Below are 17,326 nucleotides of genomic sequence, written 5' to 3'. Positions count from 1 at the left end.
GCCGCATCTCCTTTCACGGGAGATGCGGCGTTTTCGCGTGCCCGCCGTCGTCGGGCCCGCCGTCGTCGTGGCCGCGTCACCGGTCAGACCGGCACCGGCGTGGTCTCCTCCGTCGTACGCCGCCTGACCTCGGGCAGGGCGAGCACCGCCAGGTTGACCGCGGCCACCAGAGCAGCCGACACGAGCAGCGGAGCCGCGGCTCCGGCCCAGGCGGCGAGCGGCGCGGCGGCGGCGAGCCCGAGCGGCCGCGCCGCGTAGGAGATGAGCACGTCGAACGAGTCCACCCTGCCGAGCGCGTGCGGCTCCACCCGCTGCTGCACCACCGTCTCCCACAAAGGCGTCAGCATCCCCACCCCCGCCATCGCCACGACGTACGCGGCGATGACGATCGGGGTCGGCGCGGGGAGAGCGAAGGCGACGAGCGGGCACGCGTAGACCGCCGCCCCGACCGCCGCCACGGCGAGGGGCCGCCGGATCGGCAACCTGGGCGCCACGAAGACGCCGAGCAGGGTCGCCGCGGTTCCCGCCTGCGCGACGACCACCCAGACGGCCTCACCGCCCAGGCTGCGTACGGCGATCACCGGGCCGAGGGTCAGCAGCACGCCCGCCCCGAGATGCCAGACGCCGTGCCCGGCCACGCTGACCAGGAACCAGCGGTGCCGCCGCGCCTCCCGCCATCCTTCCCTCAGCTCGCCCAGGAAGCGGTCGCGACGGGTCACCGGGCGCGGAGCCGTGACCAGGCCGCCCAGCGTGACCGCGGACCCGGCGAACAGGACCCCGGTGAGCAGGAAGGACCAGCCCGGCCCGAGCCACAGCGTCAGACCTCCGGCGAGCGCGGGGCCGGTGATCTGGGCGAGGCCGCTCGCGACTCCGATGTGGGCGTTGACCCGCAGCCGGCGCTCGGCCGGAACCACCCCGGCGACCAGCGGTGACACGGCCGGAACGCCGAAGGCCACCGCGGCTCCGGTGAGCGCCGCGAGACCCGCCATCACCGGGACGCCCGGATGGCCGAGGAGGAGCAGTGCCCCCAGCGCCACCTGGGCGGCGCAGCGGACCAGATCGGCCACGAGGATCACCCGCCTCGGCGCGAAGCGGTCCGCCATGACTCCGCCGACGGGAAGCAGCAGGAGCATGGGCAGCATCTCGGCGGCGAGGACGACGCCGAGATCGAGGGCGGAGCCGGTCACCCTGATGACGGCGAGGGTGAGGCCGGTGGGAATGAGGGCGGTGGCGAGCGCCGCGACCGTCCGCCCCGCGACCAGACGTGCAATCATGGGAGGGAAGGTATTTCGCCAGCGAAGCTTTCGTTAACGTATTTTTCTCCGGCGTATGATTGCCTGATGGACGACTCGGTGGACCGGCACATCGCGCGCTGGCGGGGGAAGGCGCCCTTCGACGAACGCGTGGAGGCGATCGTCACCCGGATGCAGTTCCTGGTGAAGCACCTGGCTCAGGCGAAGGACACCGCGCTGGCCGCGGTGGGCCTGCAGGACTTCGAGTACGAGACCCTTCACTGGCTCGGTGCCCGGGGAGAAGGCGGCCGGGCCACCCCGACGGAGCTCGCCGCCGAGTTGCGGGTCTCCCCCGCCGGCATGACGGGCCGCCTGGACACCCTTGAGAAGGCCGGGCTCGTCCGGCGCATCCGCAGCGCGGAGGACCGCCGCCGGGTGGATGTGGAGTTGACGAGCGAGGGCCGCGCGCTCTGGCTCAGGGCGATGGACCTGCGCGGCGAGGTCGAGGACGAGATGGTGGGCGTGCTGCCGCCGGACGACCAGGACGCCCTCGCAGCGCTGCTCAAGCGGATGCTGCTGCACGTGGAGCACCCCGCCCGACCCTGAAGCGAGCCGTACAGCGGGAGCCGCGGCCCACAGCCGAGCCAGATCCGGAGAGACCACCCCGTGCGGCGCTCACGCCGCGCTCAGGGATGAACGTGTCGCGGGTCCCCGGCCGCTGACTCGTCGAACGTGACGTTGGTCTTGAACAGCACGGTCGCGTCGGAGGTGGCCTGGGCGAATCCCCCCGGCGCGCACGCCACCGCTCGCTGAGCGGTTCAGCGGGTGTTGCGACTGGCCACGATCGTGTGGATCGCCTTCTCCAGCGCGTACGCCGGGTCGGTGCCGCCACCCTTGACCTGCTCGTCGGTGGTGGCCACGGCCTGCAGGGCGGCGGAGATTCCCTCCGGCCCCCAGCCGCCGAGCTGACGCTTGACCCGGTCGATCTTCCAGGGCGGCATGCCCACATGGCTCGCGAGCTGGCCGCCGCGCAGGTTGCGGGGCGCCCCGCCCACCTTGGCCAGCGAGCGCAGGCCCCCCGCCAGCGCACTGACGATCAGCACCGGCGCCACGCCCGTGGCGAGGGCCCACCGGACCTGTTCCAGCGCCTCACCCAACCGGCCTTCGATCGCCAGATCGGCGATCGTGAAGCCGCTGACCTCGGCGCGTCCCCGGTAGTACTTCGCGACCGCCGCCTCGTCGATGTTCTTGCCCTCGGTGTCGAAGGCGAGCTGGCCGCAGGCGGCCGCCAGCTCGCGCAGATCGCTGCCCACGGCGTCGAGCAGCGCCTGGGCGGCGGCCGGCGAGATCGAGCGGCCCTCCCTGCGGACCTCGGCCTTGATGAAGTCGAGCCGCTCTCCCGCCTTGGTCGGCTTGGCCACCGTGACGACGTCGGCACCCGCCTTCTTCACCCCGTCCACCAGGGCCTTCCCCTTGACGCCGCCTGGGTGGGCCAGCACGAGCACGGTGTCGTCGGCCGGGTGGGCGGCGTATTTGACGACCTCGGTGATGACGTCCTTCGTGAGGTCCTGCGCCCCGCGGATCACGATGACCGACCGGTCACCGAACAACGAGGGGGAGGCGAGTCCGACCAGGTCTCCCGGCTGCACTTTGCTTCCCTGAAGGTCGTGCAGCTCGGCCCCCGGGTTCTCGGCGCGGACCGCCGCCACGATGGAGCCCACGGCACGATCGGCCAGGAACTCCTCGTCGCCGACGACCAGGGTCACGGGTGCTGGGTTCGCCATGTCACGCAGCATGCCACGCTCACCCGCCCACGGCACATCCGCCCGCCCGGCACGCGGCGACGGCCACCTGCGTACTGGGCGAATCCCGCGCGCAAGTGCGACCCACAACGTTCGGGCGCCGTCGCGAGCCGGCGGCGCAGGCCGAGAGCCGGCTCGCAGGCCTGCCCCACTCCCTCACCCGGCCCGCGCTCATCTGCCCCGTACGACCACGGCGAGGCGGTTGCGGGCGGCGACGACGGCTATGTCCCCCGACAGGTCCGTGCGGTAGGGCCGCATGCCGAGCCAGTGCAGGCGCCGCAGCGTCAGCGGAGCGGGATGCCCGTAGTCGTTGACCGCGCCGACGCTGATCAGTGCGGCCCGCGCGCCCGTGGCGGCGAGGAAGGCCGGCGCCTGTCTGGGCGACCCGTGGTGGGGAACCTTCAGCACCTCGACCCGTGGCAGGCCGCGCCGCACCAGGGCCTCCTGCGCCTCCGTCTCCAGGTCTCCGGCGAGCAGGGCCGCGCCCAGGGGTGCTTCCCGTGCTCCGCCTGCTCCCTGCGCGTCGGGCCCTCCGGACCAGCGGACCAGCAGCACGACGCTGGCGTTGTTGGCCGTCGACCCCTCGCCCCTGCCCGGCGTCTGCGCACCGGCCTCGGGAGCGAGGACGGTGATCTCGCTCGGCCCGAACCGCCACCGCATCCCCGGGACGGCCTGCCATTCCGGGATGTGGGCCGCCCTGAGTCGCCCGGAGACGCGGCCGGCCTCGCCCTCCGGCACGCGACCCGGGCTCACGACCACCGCCCCGACCGCGCGGCGGCGCAGCACCCCCGGCAGTCCGCCGACGTGGTCGAGGTGGGGGTGAGTGAGGACGACGAGCGGCACCTGCCGCACTCCGAGAGCACGCAGACACCGGTCGGTGGGGCCCGGCTGCGGACCGGCGTCGACCACCACCGCCCGGCCGGGGCCCGCCGCCAGCACCAGGGCGTCCCCCTGGCCGACGTCGCAGACGACCAGTAGCCACCCGGGCGGTGGCCAGGGCGACACCACCGGCACCGCCACGAGGGCGGCGAGCAACGCTCCCGCCACGAGCGCCGCCACCAGGCGCCTGCGGGCACGGCCCCGCAGGATGAGCCAGCCCGCGACGGCCGCCGCCGCGAGCGCGGCGAGGCCCGCCGCTCCCCCGAACCACTCCGCCGAGGCGAACGGAAGGTCCGCGGCTCGCTGTGCCACCGCGATGATCCAGCCGACGGCCCACCCCGCGGGACGCACCAGTAGCCAGGCCAGGTCCATGCTCACCGGGGCGATCACGGCGGCCCCGAACCCCAGCACGGTCGCGGGCGCCACCGCGGGCTCCGCGAGCAGGTTGGCCGGGATCGCGGCCAGGTCGAGGCGCCCGGACATCAGCACCAGCAGGGGCGTGACCGCCGCCTGCGCCGCGGCGGTCACGGCCAGGGCCTCGGCGAGCAGGCGGGGCACCCGGCGCGCCGCGAGGCGGTCACGCCACCGGGGCGCGAGCACCAGGATGCCGCCGGTCGCGAACACCGACAGCGCGAAGCCCCACTGCCGGGCCAGCCCAGGATCGAACACCACCAGTCCGAGCACGGTCGCCGACAGGGCGGCGACGCCGTCCCGGGTGCGCCCCGTGCCGAGGGCCACGGCGGCGACCGTTCCCATGACGAGAGCGCGCAGCACGCTCGGCGACGGTCTCGCCACGACCGAGAACGCGACCATCGCGACGACCGCGACGGCGGCCCGGAGGACCAGGGGCAGGCCGGCGAAACGGCCGAGCACCAGCACCGCGCCCGCCACTATGGCCAGATTGGTGCCGGAGACGGCGGTGAGATGGCCGAGCCCCGCCGTCGCCAGGTCGAGCCGCACCTCCTCGTCCAGGCGCGACACGTCGCCGACGACCAGGCCGGGCAACAGCCCGCGCTGGTCGTCCGGCAGCACGCCGGCCGCCTCGCGCAGACCCGCGCGCAGCGCTCCGGCGGCACGCTGCACGGCCGAGGGCGCGCTGATCGGCTCGGGTGCCCCCCGGACGAGCATCACCGCCGCGACCGGCTCACCCTGCTCAGCCGGACTCAACCGCCCGCGCACCCGGACCCGCTGGCTGGGCAGCAGTGAACGCCATCCTTCTGCGGGACCGAGCAGCACGACGGGCACGTCCACGGCGTATCGCTCCCGGGCGGCCGACACCAGCAGCAACCGGGCCCGGACGACCGCCGTCTCCCGCCGGGCCACCCCGCCCTGGTGCGGCCGGATGCGCGGGTCGTCGCTGATCTCCGCCTCGGCGGTCACCGTGGCGCCCCGGCCGGCCAGGTCCGGCACGGGGCCGGTCGTCACCTTGAGAACCGTGAACGCCGTGACCGCGGCCGTCACGGCCACGGCCGCGAGCACCGCCATCGCGATCCTGGCGACGGCCCCCGGCGCTCCCGCGGGGCCGGCGAACTCGCCGGCACGTCCCCCTTCGGCACGCGAGCCCGACTCGCCGGTCCCCTCCCCACCCCGCTCGACGTCCCCACCCCGCTCGGCACCACAGCCATGCTCGACGTCGGTGCCCCGCTCGACGCCACGGCCCCTCTCGACGTCGGGATTCGGCGGCCGCCGCGCTGTCGCCCACGTGACGACGCCCGCCACGGCGGCGGCCAGCGCCACGGCGGCCCCGGCGACGGCGGGGCAGCCCAGCACTACGAGAGCGGTGAGCCACGCAGCCGCCGCTGGAGCGGCCAGCGCCGCCGGGCCGGGCCCCGTCCTACCGCGCCGCTGCTCCTCGCGCCGCTGTTCCTCGCGCCACTGTTCCTCGCGCCCCGGCGCATCACCCCCCGGCTCATGCCCCAGCCCGTCGTAACCCGCGGGGCCTGGGCTCCCCGCCCTCATCCCGTCCCCCGCACTCGCTCTGTCCGGAACGGCATCGGAGCCGGGCGTTCCCATGCGCGCCGCCGTCGAAGCCGGCCGGTTCCGGCGGCCGGCTCGACCTGCCCGCTCTCGTGATGGCCGTCGTGCCGGTCGACGGCGATCACACGGAGACCTTGTCGCGCATCTCGGCGAACTTCCTGTCTCCGATGCCGGGAACCTCCTTCAACTGGTCGACGCTCTGGAAACCCCCGTGGGCGTCCCGGTAGTCGACGATCCGCTGCGCGATCACGCCGCCGATCCCGGGCAGCGCGTCCAACTGCTCGGCTGTGGCGGTGTTGAGGTTCACCACCCCGGCTCCCGGTGTCCCCGGCGCCGTGCCCGGAGCACCCGAGGCGGGATCCATCCCGGCCGTCACCGCGCTTCCGGCGACGATCTGTTCACCGTCCACCACGCGGCGGGCCAGGTTGATTCCGCCGGGCTTCGCGCCCTTCCGGAGACCTCCTGCGGCCTCGATCGCGTCCGCGACCCGCGAGCCGGACGCGAGAACGTACACCCCCGGGTCGCGGACCTTGCCCGTCACGTACACCACGACCTGAGCCGATGCGCCGGATGGGGCCGCGGTGCCGCCGGATCCCGGAACGTAGGCCCTCGCGCCCGGCCCGGCAGCGTTGGCGGGGTCCGGCGCGTGGGACGCCGGACCCGGCGCAGCCCCGGGGCCGCCCGCGGAGTCGGCGGCGGGGCGGAGGTCCTGAACCGCGGCGGCCGGGAGCGGCGGGGCGATCGGCTCGGCCACCGGCCTCGACCGCCAGACCAGGATCCCGGTGACGATCGCGGCGAGCAGCCCGGCGGCCACCAGCACCCGTAGCCCGGGCATGCCCGGGTCGAGCCGTGGCAGGGCCCGGCCGAGAGCCTCCCGTCCGAACGTTCGCAGGTCGCGCGCGGAGGTCTCCGGCCCGCCCGCGCGTGCCTCCCACCGATCCGCGACCTCCTCGGCCAGGCCGGAAAGCTCCCCGTGGTCAAGGCCGTCCTCAGCCTCCTCAGGCTGACGGCCCGGCACGCGGGTCTCCGTACGGACGGGGTGGGGAGCGCCGAACGAGGGCGGCGGCCCGGGCGGGGACGGCGCCGACCGCAGGCGGGCGGACGGGGGAACCGGGTCGAACGGACGCAGCAGCCCGCGCAGGCGGGACTCGCCGGCGACGACGCCGCGTACGGCACCGCGAGACTCCTTGCTTCGCACGTCAAGCACGGTAGGCACACACCGTGACCCCGGCCGGTCCCGAACGGGATTCTGTGGAAACAGCGTGAGGCGCATGGAGGTAGGTCAGGCCAGGTCGGCCATGGGCGCCTGGGCGGCTCATCGGGTATATCTGGTTTGCCGGGATTGATCAGGATCAGCCCTTATTGCCGCGAGGCGTGGGGATTCCGTGCGGGCTGTGCGGCCAACACCCCAGCCGTAGATCCTGATCACGGCTCGTGAACGACATTCCGCCGGTGACGACCGATCCGGGCCCGGGCTTGTCCGCGGCCACCGCTCGATTCTCAATCGTCAGCACAACAGTGGCCGTACGCGTCTCTACGCCTGCCTGGAAGCGAGATCTCAATCTACGGCCGGACTGCCGGCACAAAGGAAATGCCCCACAAGAGTTCCTTTCTTGTGAGGCAGATGGTTCAGTTCTCACCCCTGCTGTTGTTGCTGCTGACCGCCACCCTGCTGCTGTTGCTGCTGTTGCTGCTGCTGCTGCTGTTGCTGCTGCTGTTGCTGCTGCTGTTGCTGCTGTTGCTGCTGCTGTTGCTGCTGTTGCTGCTGTTGCTGCTGACCGTCGCCGCCCTGCTGCTGTTGCTGCTGACCGTCGTCCTGCTGCTGTTGCTGCTGACCGTCGCCGCCCTGCTGTACGACCAGGGACGCGTGGGCGGGCGCGGCTTGTACCGTCGCTGGGATGCAAGCCGAAGCCGCTAACGCGCAAGCCGCGAGAGTCTTTCTGAACATCGGAGTCACCTCCGGGTTGCGCTCCACTTTTTCCGGCGTACGGACCTGACGTTTCGGCTCGAGAGCGCTTTCCGAACAGCTCCATACGTCCGCCAACTGCCGACGCTAGTTGTGGGTATCGCCTCAGTCGCCCATCCCTGGGCAAATTCTGTGCATCCTTCCGCGGCATGGCAGCAATATCTTTGATACTGCATGCGTCAATAGCGCGACAAACGGGTTTACGGGTTGCGGCATTCGTGACCGGGGTAGCCACCTCGATTTCTTCGAAATCTCCTATCCGCGCATCCCAGGACTCGGACATGCCGAGCAGTGCCCGACACGTTCGTCGAACTCAATGCGCCCTCACCCGTCTCGGCCGTAGGTCCATAGCCGGTGTACGGACGCACCGCCGGTATCGAGGGGCTCAGTCCACGGGGGCGACGGTGACCCCGAGCATGCCGGGGCCGACGTGGGCGCCGAGGACCGGTCCGATCTCGGCCACCCACAGCCGTACGAGCCTGGGCAGCCGCGCCGTCAGCTCCTTCGTGAGCGCCTCGGCCCGCTCGGCCGCCATCAGATGCTGCACGGCCACGTCGACCGGCCGGTCCCCGGCTGCCTCGACGGCCAGGTCCTCCAGGCGGGCGAGGGCGCGGCTCGCGGTGCGCACCTTCTCCAGCACGCCGATCTCGCCGTCCGCCATGCGCAGCAGCGGTTTGATCGACAGCGCCGACCCCAGGAGGTTGGTCACCCGGCCGATGCGGCCGCCGCGACGGAGGTAGTCGAGCGTCTCGACGTAGAAGAAGGTGCTGGTGGCAGCGGCCCGCCGCCGGGCCACGGCGGCCACCTCGGCGGCCGGGGCTCCCGCCGTGGCCGCCCGCGCGGCGGCCAGCACGGCGAAGCCGAGCCCCATGGCCACCGATCCGCTGTCGACGACCTCGACCGGAACGGAGGACTCACCCGCGGCGAGACGCGCGGAGTCCGCGGTGCCGGACAGCGCGCCGGACAGGTGTACGGACACGATCGCGGAGGCGCCGTTCGCCGCGGCCCGCCGATAGGCGTCCGCGAAGCGCTCGGGGGCCGGGCGCGAGGTGACGATGGGCGAGCGGTCCTTGAGCGCGTGCGTGAGAAGACCGGCGTCGAACGGGGTCACGTCGTCGATCTCGCGATCCCCCAGGAGCACCTGAACCGGTACGACGGTGATGTTCCACCTGCCGGTCGCCTCGGCACCGAGGTACGCCGTGGAATCGGTGACGACAGCGACAGATGGTGACATACCGCGAGATTACCCAGCACTGATCGCCCGGCAACCTCTTCGTGAACTCGGACATCGCCTGGCACGCGCCGAAACGTCGCATGAACCGCGTGCCGCGGCCTCGCGGAAACGGCGCGCGGCGCGGATCTACGACCGCCGCGGCCGGAAGGCCCGGCGAGGGCCGAGCGGGGGCGTCACTGGACGGGGACTCCACCCCGCCACACACGACGCGGCTTGAGGCCGAACGACCAGGCGAACGCACCCTCGTGGTCGGCGTCCCACTGGACGATGTCGGCGAGACGGCCGGGCGCGAGGATGCCGCGGTCGGGAGCGCCGAGGACCTGGGCGCCGCCGAGAGTCGCGGCCCGCAGGGCGTCTCCGACGCTCATGCCGAACGCCGCCACCGCCAGGCTGATGACCAGGGACATCGAGGTGATGCCGCAGTGGCCGGGGTTGTGGTCGCTGCCGAGCGCGACCGGGACGCCCTGCGCCAGCATCCGGCGCACCGGCGGGAGGTGGCCCACCTGGAGCGCGGCGCCGGGGCAGACGACGGCGGGCACGCCGTACCTCGCCATCATCGCGATGTCCTCGTCCGAGGCGTGGTGGAGCAGGTCGGCGGAGGCGCAGCCCATCTCGGCCGCGAGCTGCACGGCGCCGCGCCGGTTGTAGGCGCCCGCGTGGATGCGCGGCAGCAGGCCGACGTTGCGGCCGGAGGCCAGCACCCAGCGGGCCTCCTCCGCGGTGAAGTGGCCGTCGTCGCAGTAGACGTCCACGCTGTCGGCCCCGGCGCCGGCGGCGTCCGCGCACCAGGAGGCCACGGCCTCGACGTAGTCGCGCTGGCGGCCGAAGTATTCCGGCGGCACCACGTGGGCGGCCAGGAACGTGACGTGGACCCGCGGCATCATCGGCTCTTTCTCGAGCTCGCGCAGCAGCCGCACGTCGGCCAGCTCGCCGTCGCGGGTCAGGTGGTAGCCGGTCTTGGCCTCGACGGTCGTCGTGCCGCCGAGCAGCCACTCGCGCAGCCGCTCCCGCACACCGTTGCACAGGGTCCAGGGGTCGGTGCCGCGGGTCACGGTGACGGTCGAGCCGATGCCGCCGCCCGCCGCCGCGATGGCCGAGGAACTGGAGCCGCCGGAGCGCATCGCCATCTCGGCGTACCGGTTGCCCGCGTACACGGGATGGGTGTGCGCGTCGATGAGGCCGGGCGTGACGAGCGCTCCGCCGAGGTTCTCCACATGGTCGACGTCGACGATGTCGTCCACGACCCCGGGAACGCTCTGGGGGAGGTCGGCGGCGCGGCCGACCCACGCGATGCGGTCGTTGTGCACCAGGATCGCGGCGTTGCTGCACACATCGTGCCCGGTCCAGAGCCGGCCGATGTTGGTGAGAAGGCGAACGGTCATGCGACCACCTGCGAAACATCCGTGGACGGCGAACGGCCCCCGCCTGCGGGCGCCTGGCCCGCCGGGTCCGCTGCGCGTCCGGACGTCATTGGGGGGTCTCCTGCCTCATCGCGCACCGATGTTGTGCGATGACCCTACCGCCGGGATCTCGAACCCGGGCGATTCAGTTCAGTTACGTTATTTCACAGGTGGGCCGGATGTACAGGGTTAGCGACAGAAACGCGCGCCAGTATCATGCGCATCGCCGCGCATCAGTCGTCTCACACGCTGCGGCGAGATCGGGATCGACGACGCCGATCCGATGGCCGCGAACGCCTTGGAAAGGGTGACCGCACTGCCTGGAGTCATGTTGTTACCCACACAATAAGGTCCCATTAGGCTTTCCTTATCGTAGCAAGGGCAACCCTTGGCGGGCCACCGACACGCGGAAGGTGACCCGCCGCTGGCAGGCGTCAGACGGTTCAGACGGTCTCGACGGGCTTCGCCACCCGGTCCAGCTCCGCGTACAGGCCGGCGAAGACCCGGGCGTGCAGGATCGTGCCGTCACCGGTGTGCTCGAGCGACAGGACCTCGCCCTCGCTGTGCGCCCGCGCGATCAGGTCGCCCCTGTCGTACGGCACCAGCATCCTGACCTCGTGGTCGAGGCGGGGAAGTTCACGCTCGATCATCGCCATCAGCTCGCCGATCCCGGCCCCGGTGCGGGCGGAGACGACCATGCTGTGCCGTTCCTTCATCGTCAGCCGGGTCAGCACCACCGGGTCGGCGGCGTCGGCCTTGTTGACGACCACGATCTCCGGGATGTCCCGCGCGCCCTCGATCTCGGCCAGCACCTCGCGGACGGCCGCGATCTGCGACTCGGGGTCGGGGTGCGACCCGTCCACCACGTGGAGGATCAGGTCGGCGTCGGCCACCTCCTCCAGCGTCGAGCGGAACGCCTCGACGAGCTGGTGGGGCAGGTGCCGTACGAAACCGACCGTGTCGGCCAGCGTGAACAGGCGGCCCTCGGGCGTGCGCGCCCTGCGCACGGTGGGATCGAGGGTCGCGAACAACGCGTCCTCGACGAGCACCCCCGCGCCGGTCAGCCGGTTGAGCAGCGACGACTTGCCGGCGTTGGTGTATCCGGCGATCGCCACGGCGGGCACCTCGCGGGCCTGCCGGCGGTGGCGCATGGTCTGCCGGGCGGTCGACATCTCCTTGATCTGCCGCCGCAGCTTGGCCATCCGCTCGCGGATCCGCCGCCGGTCCAGCTCGATCTTGGTCTCACCGGGGCCGCGGCCGCCGATGCCGACGCCGCCCGCGGCGCGACCGCCGACCTGGCGCGACAGGTTGCCACCCCAGCCTCGCAGGCGCGGCAGCAGGTACTGCAGCTGCGCCAGCTCGACCTGCGCCTTGCCCTCGCGGCTCTTGGCGTGCTGCGCGAAGATGTCGAGGATCAGCGCGGTCCGGTCGATGACCTTGACCTTCACGACCTCTTCGAGCTGGCGAAGCTGGCCGGGGGTCAGCTCGCCGTCGCAGATCACGGTGTCGGCGCCGCTGGCGGCCACGATGTCGCGCAGCTCGACCGCCTTGCCCGATCCGATGTAGGTGGCGGGGTCGGGCCGGTCACGGCGCTGGATCAGACCCTCCAGCACCTGGGAACCGGCGGTCTCGGCCAGGAGCTTCAGCTCCTGCAGCGAGTTCTCCGCGTCCAGCGCGGTGCCGCCCGCCCAGACGCCCACCAGGACGACACGCTCCAGACGGAGCTGCCGGTATTCGACTTCGGTGATGTCTTCGAGCTCTGTCGACAGACCCGCTACGCGGCGGAGCGCCTGGCGCTCTTCCAGTTCGTAATCGCCCATGGCAAGGTCTTCGGGCTCGTTTCGCATATATGTCATCTCTACTAGACAGAACAGTCGGACACCCCGATGCCTTCCCGGCCTCCGGATGCCTTCCGTCGATGGTGACACGACCCCGGGACGTACGCACCCCCTTATACGCGCAGTTCGGCCAGGAGTCGCGCGCTCTGCCCCGCCCAGTGGTCCAGCCCCAGGCGGAGATGGATCTCGTGGGCCCGGCGGGCGTGGTCGAGGGCCCGTTCCCGGTCGCCCATCGCCACCGACAGCATCGCCAGCGCCTGGTGGATGGAGCCCCAGCCGGCCGTGCCATGGCCGTGCAGGGCCAGCCGGTCCCCGTACGGCGCCAGCATGTCGTACAGGCGCGAGGGATCGGGGACGCCGAGCTGAGCCGCCACGTACGACCAGATGACGGCGACGAACTCCCCCGACCAGTCGTCGGGGATCGTCGTGCCCCATCGGGCGATCAGGCTTTCGGCCAGCTCGCGATCGCCCACGTCGAGCGCCGCGAGCACGGCTATGGGACGTAGCGGGTCGTTCCGCGGCTGCGACGCCGTCGTGATGACCTCCTCGAGGATTTCGGCGACCCTGCCCTGTCCCCGCCGGCAGGTGTAGAGCATCGTCGGCCGCACGACGCCCAGGCCCCACATGCTGCTGTCGCCGAAGATTTCGCCGAGCTCGCCGACGAGGTCTTCGACCTCGTCCCAGCGGCCCTCCAGGGTCAGCCGCGCGGCCTGGGCGATGCGCACCATGGCCGTCAGCTCAGAGCTTCTGACCTCCTGCAGCAGATGCTCCGCGCGGGCCAGATCCCGGTCCCATTCGGCCAGCTCCCCCGCCCTGAACAGGCACGACATCCGGCGTACCCGGCCCACGATCTCAGCCGCGGCGGGAAGCTCGGGCACCGCGAGCATCTCCTCGGCGGCGCGGCGGCGCTCGTTCTCCCGCTCCGGTACCCAGGACGCGATCATGTAGTTGTTGAGCACCTGGAGGAGCAGGGCGGGGTCGCCTATCCTCCGGGCGATCTCCACGGCCTCCACCACCATCGCCTCGCCTTCCGCCCGGCGAGGCCCGTAGTTGAGCTCGATGCCGAGAGTGCCGAGCAGTGCCGCCCGGTGGGCGTCGTCCAGCGGGCCCGCCAGCAGGTTCTCGATGAGGGCGACCGTGTGGTCGTCGACCACTCCGTACGACCGCCAGTTCCAGACGCTGAGAGTGCCGAACACCGCCAGGGCCTCCACCAGGGCCGTCCGGTCGCCCGTGTCCTCCGCCAGCGCGATGGCCTCCTCGAGTGCCGCCTGTGCCCGCACGGCGTCCCCGGTGACGCGCAGCGACCGGCCCAGTTCGATCAGCAGGCGGCACCGCCTGGCCGGGTCGCGCCTGCCGAGGGCGAGCAGCGCCTTGTCCCACAGCTCGACCGCCTCGTCGTACGCGCGCTGCGCGGTCGCCTGCCTGGCCGCCCTGGCGGCGTAGGCGACGGCCTTGTCCGCTCCCCCGACCCGCGCTGCCATGGCGAAGTGGTGGGCGAGGACGGGCAGGCGCGCCGCTCCGTCGCCGCCGGGCGGCGCCGTCGGCAGGGACTCCAGGGCCTCCGCCACGCCCAGGTGGAGCCTTGCCTTCTCCAGGCGGCCGAGCCCGGCGTAGAGCGCGTCACGCACTAGCGCGTGCGAGAAGCGGTAGTCGAAGCCTCCCGGCGCCTCGGCGAGGACGCCGACGGCGACGGCGGGTTCCAGCAGCGACATCACCTCCTCGGCATGGGTCTCCGTGAGCGCCTCCAGAACGTCGAGGCTGACGTCGCGGCCCAGGACGGCGGCGCGGCGCAGCAGGTCCCTCGTGGGGTCGGGCAGCCGCGCGACCCTCCGCTCGATGACCTCCATGACACCTTCGGGAACACCCAGCGACGCGGCGTCGAGCCGGTGCTCGCTGCCCAGCAGCCGCAGCAGCTCGCCGAGGTAGAAGGGGTTTCCCCCGGTGCGCCGATAGAGCACCTCGGCGAGCGCCGGGTCGGTCAGGTCGTGCCGCCGCAGGAACGCGCCGACCTCCTCCGCGGTGAACGGCGCGAGGGTGAGGCGCTCGGTGCCGGGCTCACGGGTGAGGGCGGCGAGGGTGTCGCGCAGCCGCTCGGGCTCCCTGCCCGGCTCCGGCCGTACGGTGGCCAGCACCAGGACGGGCCTGCGGTGCAGCTCGGCCGCGAGGAAGGCGAGCAGCCGCAGCGAGGCGGCGTCCGCCGCGTGGAGGTCGTCCAGCACCACCAGAGTCGGCGTGCCTGACCGGGCGAGCGCGGCCAGCACGCCCTCGTACAGCTCGAAGAGCGCGGCCTCCGGATCGGCGGCGGCACCGCCCTCGCCCGCGAGGAGCCGCGCCGCCGCCCGGCCCCGCTCCCCCAGCTCGCGCAGCGCCTGCAGCCAGGGCCAGAACGGCGGCGCCGCCTCGGCCTCCACGCAGCGGCCCCAGACGACGGCGACGCCGCGCGCCTCCGCCTCCTCCGCGGCGAGCTGGGCCAGCCTGGTCTTGCCGATCCCCGGCTCGCCGGTCACCAGCAGCACGCCGCCGCGGCCCCGCCGTACGCCGCCGAGCCGTTCGGCGACGCGGGCGAGCTCGTGCCTGCGCGCGACGGGGGCCGCGGACGGCGGCGGCTCGGGCGCCGGGAGGGACCTCTCCTCCGCCGGTGGGACGACGGCCTCCCGCGCGACGACAGGCGCTTCGAAGGGCGCGTCCAGGGACGGCGACTGCTCCAGCACGGCCTGCTCCAGCCGCCGCAGTTCGGGGCCGGGCTGCAGGCCCATCTCCTCGGCGAGCAGGGCGCGCACCCGGCGCAGCGCACCGAGCGCGTCGGTCTGCCTGCCCGACCGGTAGAGGGAGAGGACGAGCAGGCTCCACAGCCGTTCGCGGTACGGGTACGCCTCGACCAGCCGCTCCAGGTCGGCCACGCACGAGGGCCCGTCACCCGTGGCGAGCCTGGCCTCGAACCGGTCCTCGACCGCCACCGCCCGCAGCTCGGTCAGACGGGCGATGACGGGCTGGGCGAACTCGTAGGCCGCGAACTCGGCGAGCGGCTCGCCCCGCCACGTCTCCAGCGCCCGGTCGATCAACCCGCGCGCCGCGGCGTACTCGCGCCGGGCGAGCGCCCTGCGGCCGTCCTCCACCCAGGAGACGAAGCGTACGAGGTCGACCTGGCCGGGCGCGACGGACAGCAGGTAGCCGGGCTCGCGCGTGAGCAGGACAGCGGGGGGCGTGCGCGGCCGGCGTCCGGGCTCAAGCGCCTTGCGGAGGTTGGAGACGTACGACTGCAGCGTCGCGGTGGCGCTGGAGGGCGGCTCGTCCGCCCACAGCTCGTCGATCAGCCGGTCGAGGGAGACGATCCTGCCGGGCGCCAGGGCGAGGACGGCGAGCACCGCGCGCTGCTTGCGCGGGCCGAGGTCGATGACGCGGCCGTCGCCGCCGGTGACCTCGAAAGGGCCGAGCAGCCGGAAGGACAGCGTGTTCATGACCAAAACCCCTCTTATCGCTGCGGCAAGCGTAGAGCCGGGACGACCCCCACCGGAACGGTCCACTTGGGCGCGACTTGAACGGTCTCCAAGCCGCGCTCATACGCGCTCCGATCCCCGTGTTCCACGGTGGTCGCGCAGGAGAACCCACGATGTGGAGGGAAGAGATGGACCCGATCAAGGCGCTCGGCGCCGATCTACGCCGGGTGGTGCGCGGCCGGGTACTGGTGCGCGGCGACGAGGGCTTCGACGAGAGCAGGCGCCCCTGGGACATGGCCGTCGACCAGCGGGTCGCGGCGGTCGTCGAGGCGCGGGACGCGCACGACGTCGCGGCCGTGGTCGGCTACGCGGGCCTCGCCGGGCTGCGCGTCGCCACCCAGCCGAACGGGCACGCCCCGGCGGCCTTCGACGACGCGATCCTGCTGCGCACGGGTGCGATGCGCGGCCTGACCGTACGGCCAGCGGAACGGGTGGCCCGGGTGGAGGCCGGCGTCCCGTGGAGCGATGTGCTCACGGCGGCGGGTGAGCACGGGCTGGCGCCTCTGGCGGGCAGCACGGGGGTCGTCAGCGCCACCGGATTCACGCTGGGCGGGGGCCTGAGCTGGTTCGGGCGCAGGTACGGCTTCGCCGCCGACAGCGTGCGCGCGTTCGAGGTCGTGGACGCCTCAGGCGAGCAGACGACCGTCACGGCCGGCAGCGACCCCGAGTTGTTCTGGGCGCTGCGCGGCGGCGGGGGCGACTTCGCGGTGGTGACCGCGATGGAGTTCGACCTGCACCCGGCGCCGGTGCTGTACGGCGGGCGGATCCTGTGGCCGGCCGAGCGTGCGGCGGAGGTGCTGGCCGCCTTCCGCGCCACCACGGCCGTGGCGCCCGAGGAGCTGACGGTCTGGTTCCACCTGTTGCAGTTCCCGCCGCTGCCCGAACTGCCCGAGCCGCTGCGCGGCCTGTCGGCCGTGACGATCGACGTCACCTACCTGGGCGACCCGGACGAGGCGCGGGCCCTGCTGCACCGGTTCGACCGGATTCCCGAGCCTGTCTTCGACACGCGCGGCCGGATGCCGGTGGCGAACCTGGCGGACATCTGCGCGGAGCCGACCGACCCGACGCCCGCACTGCTGCGTTCCGAGCTGATCACCGGGCTCGGCGACGCCGACGCGGCGGCGATGCTGGCCGCCGCCGGGCCCGGCACCATCGCGCCACTCGCCTACGTGCAGATCCGCCACCTCGGCGGGGCGCTCGCCCAGGTCGACGAGAAGGGCGGAGCCTGCGGGCACATCGCGGAGCCCTACCTGCTGAGCACGCTCGGCGTGCTCGTGGCGCCCGGCATGGAGGAGGCGATCCGGCGGCGGCAGTCGGCCGTCGCGGACGCGGTGGCGGGGGTCTCGACCGGCCGCAAGCCCCTCACCTTCCTCGGCCACGGGGAGCCCGCGGCGTCCGCCTTCCCGGCCGAGGTCCTGGCCCGCCTGCGCGAGGTCAAGCGCCGCCGTGACCCGCATGGCGTGATCCTCGGAAACTACCCCGTCCTCGGGTGACGGCGGCT

11 protein-coding genes are annotated in these 17,326 nt (G+C 73.1%); 3 read left to right on the top strand and 8 right to left on the bottom strand.

Features of this window, described 5'->3' with window-relative positions; all coding sequences use genetic code 11:
- Window positions 1-83: 83 nt before the first annotated feature.
- Window positions 84-1,274, bottom strand: a complete 1,191-nt coding sequence (locus HHX41_RS00930) for an MFS transporter (RefSeq protein WP_182904432.1) — start codon at window positions 1,272-1,274, stop codon at window positions 84-86.
- A gap of 66 nt (window positions 1,275-1,340) precedes the next feature.
- On the opposite strand from HHX41_RS00930, the gene HHX41_RS00925 reads away from it, so the two are divergent.
- On the top strand, window positions 1,341-1,838 hold the full coding sequence (locus tag HHX41_RS00925) for a MarR family winged helix-turn-helix transcriptional regulator (protein WP_182904431.1): 498 nt from the start codon (window positions 1,341-1,343) through the stop codon (window positions 1,836-1,838).
- 212 nt (window positions 1,839-2,050) lie between these two features.
- On the opposite strand, the gene holA is transcribed toward HHX41_RS00925, so the two are convergent.
- The 3 genes from holA to HHX41_RS39560 form a co-directional block, all read right to left on the bottom strand.
- Window positions 2,051-3,016, bottom strand: coding sequence for a DNA polymerase III subunit delta (gene holA / locus HHX41_RS00920; RefSeq protein WP_220503618.1), 966 nt, complete (start codon window positions 3,014-3,016; stop codon window positions 2,051-2,053).
- 189 nt (window positions 3,017-3,205) lie between these two features.
- The gene (locus tag HHX41_RS00915) at window positions 3,206-5,683 is read right to left on the bottom strand and encodes a ComEC/Rec2 family competence protein (RefSeq protein WP_310741695.1); all 2,478 of its coding nucleotides are present in this window, start codon (window positions 5,681-5,683) and stop codon (window positions 3,206-3,208) included.
- A gap of 328 nt (window positions 5,684-6,011) precedes the next feature.
- The gene (locus HHX41_RS39560; RefSeq protein WP_220503617.1) at window positions 6,012-7,088 is read right to left on the bottom strand and encodes a ComEA family DNA-binding protein; all 1,077 of its coding nucleotides are present in this window, start codon (window positions 7,086-7,088) and stop codon (window positions 6,012-6,014) included.
- 426 nt (window positions 7,089-7,514) lie between these two features.
- On the opposite strand from HHX41_RS39560, the gene HHX41_RS00905 reads away from it, so the two are divergent.
- On the top strand, window positions 7,515-7,808 hold the full coding sequence (locus tag HHX41_RS00905; RefSeq protein WP_182904428.1) for a hypothetical protein: 294 nt from the start codon (window positions 7,515-7,517) through the stop codon (window positions 7,806-7,808).
- A 433-nt stretch (window positions 7,809-8,241) separates the two neighbouring features.
- On the opposite strand, the gene HHX41_RS00900 is transcribed toward HHX41_RS00905, so the two are convergent.
- From HHX41_RS00900 to HHX41_RS00885, 4 genes are all read right to left on the bottom strand, one after another.
- Entirely contained in the window at window positions 8,242-9,090 is an 849-nt protein-coding gene (locus HHX41_RS00900) for a DegV family protein (protein WP_182904427.1), read from the bottom strand.
- 173 nt (window positions 9,091-9,263) lie between these two features.
- On the bottom strand, window positions 9,264-10,472 hold the full coding sequence (gene hutI / locus HHX41_RS00895; protein WP_169979216.1) for an imidazolonepropionase: 1,209 nt from the start codon (window positions 10,470-10,472) through the stop codon (window positions 9,264-9,266).
- A gap of 461 nt (window positions 10,473-10,933) precedes the next feature.
- Complete coding sequence (hflX, locus tag HHX41_RS00890) at window positions 10,934-12,310, bottom strand: GTPase HflX (RefSeq protein ID WP_259400546.1); 1,377 nt, start codon at window positions 12,308-12,310, stop codon at window positions 10,934-10,936.
- A 131-nt stretch (window positions 12,311-12,441) separates the two neighbouring features.
- Window positions 12,442-15,786 carry a BTAD domain-containing putative transcriptional regulator gene (locus HHX41_RS00885; protein WP_182904425.1) on the bottom strand — a complete coding sequence of 1,115 codons (3,345 nt, stop codon included), beginning with the start codon at window positions 15,784-15,786 and terminating at the stop codon, window positions 12,442-12,444.
- A gap of 167 nt (window positions 15,787-15,953) precedes the next feature.
- On the opposite strand from HHX41_RS00885, the gene HHX41_RS00880 reads away from it, so the two are divergent.
- Complete coding sequence (locus tag HHX41_RS00880; RefSeq protein ID WP_182904424.1) at window positions 15,954-17,318, top strand: FAD-binding oxidoreductase; 1,365 nt, start codon at window positions 15,954-15,956, stop codon at window positions 17,316-17,318.
- The last annotated feature ends 8 nt before the right edge of the window (window positions 17,319-17,326 follow it).

This window comes from Microbispora sp. H13382, from assembly GCF_014161445.1.
In the GTDB taxonomy this organism is placed as follows: Bacteria; Actinomycetota; Actinomycetes; order Streptosporangiales; family Streptosporangiaceae; genus Microbispora.
Note: the sequence above shows the minus strand (reverse complement) of the source record. Positions and strands in the feature narration are given on the sequence as shown.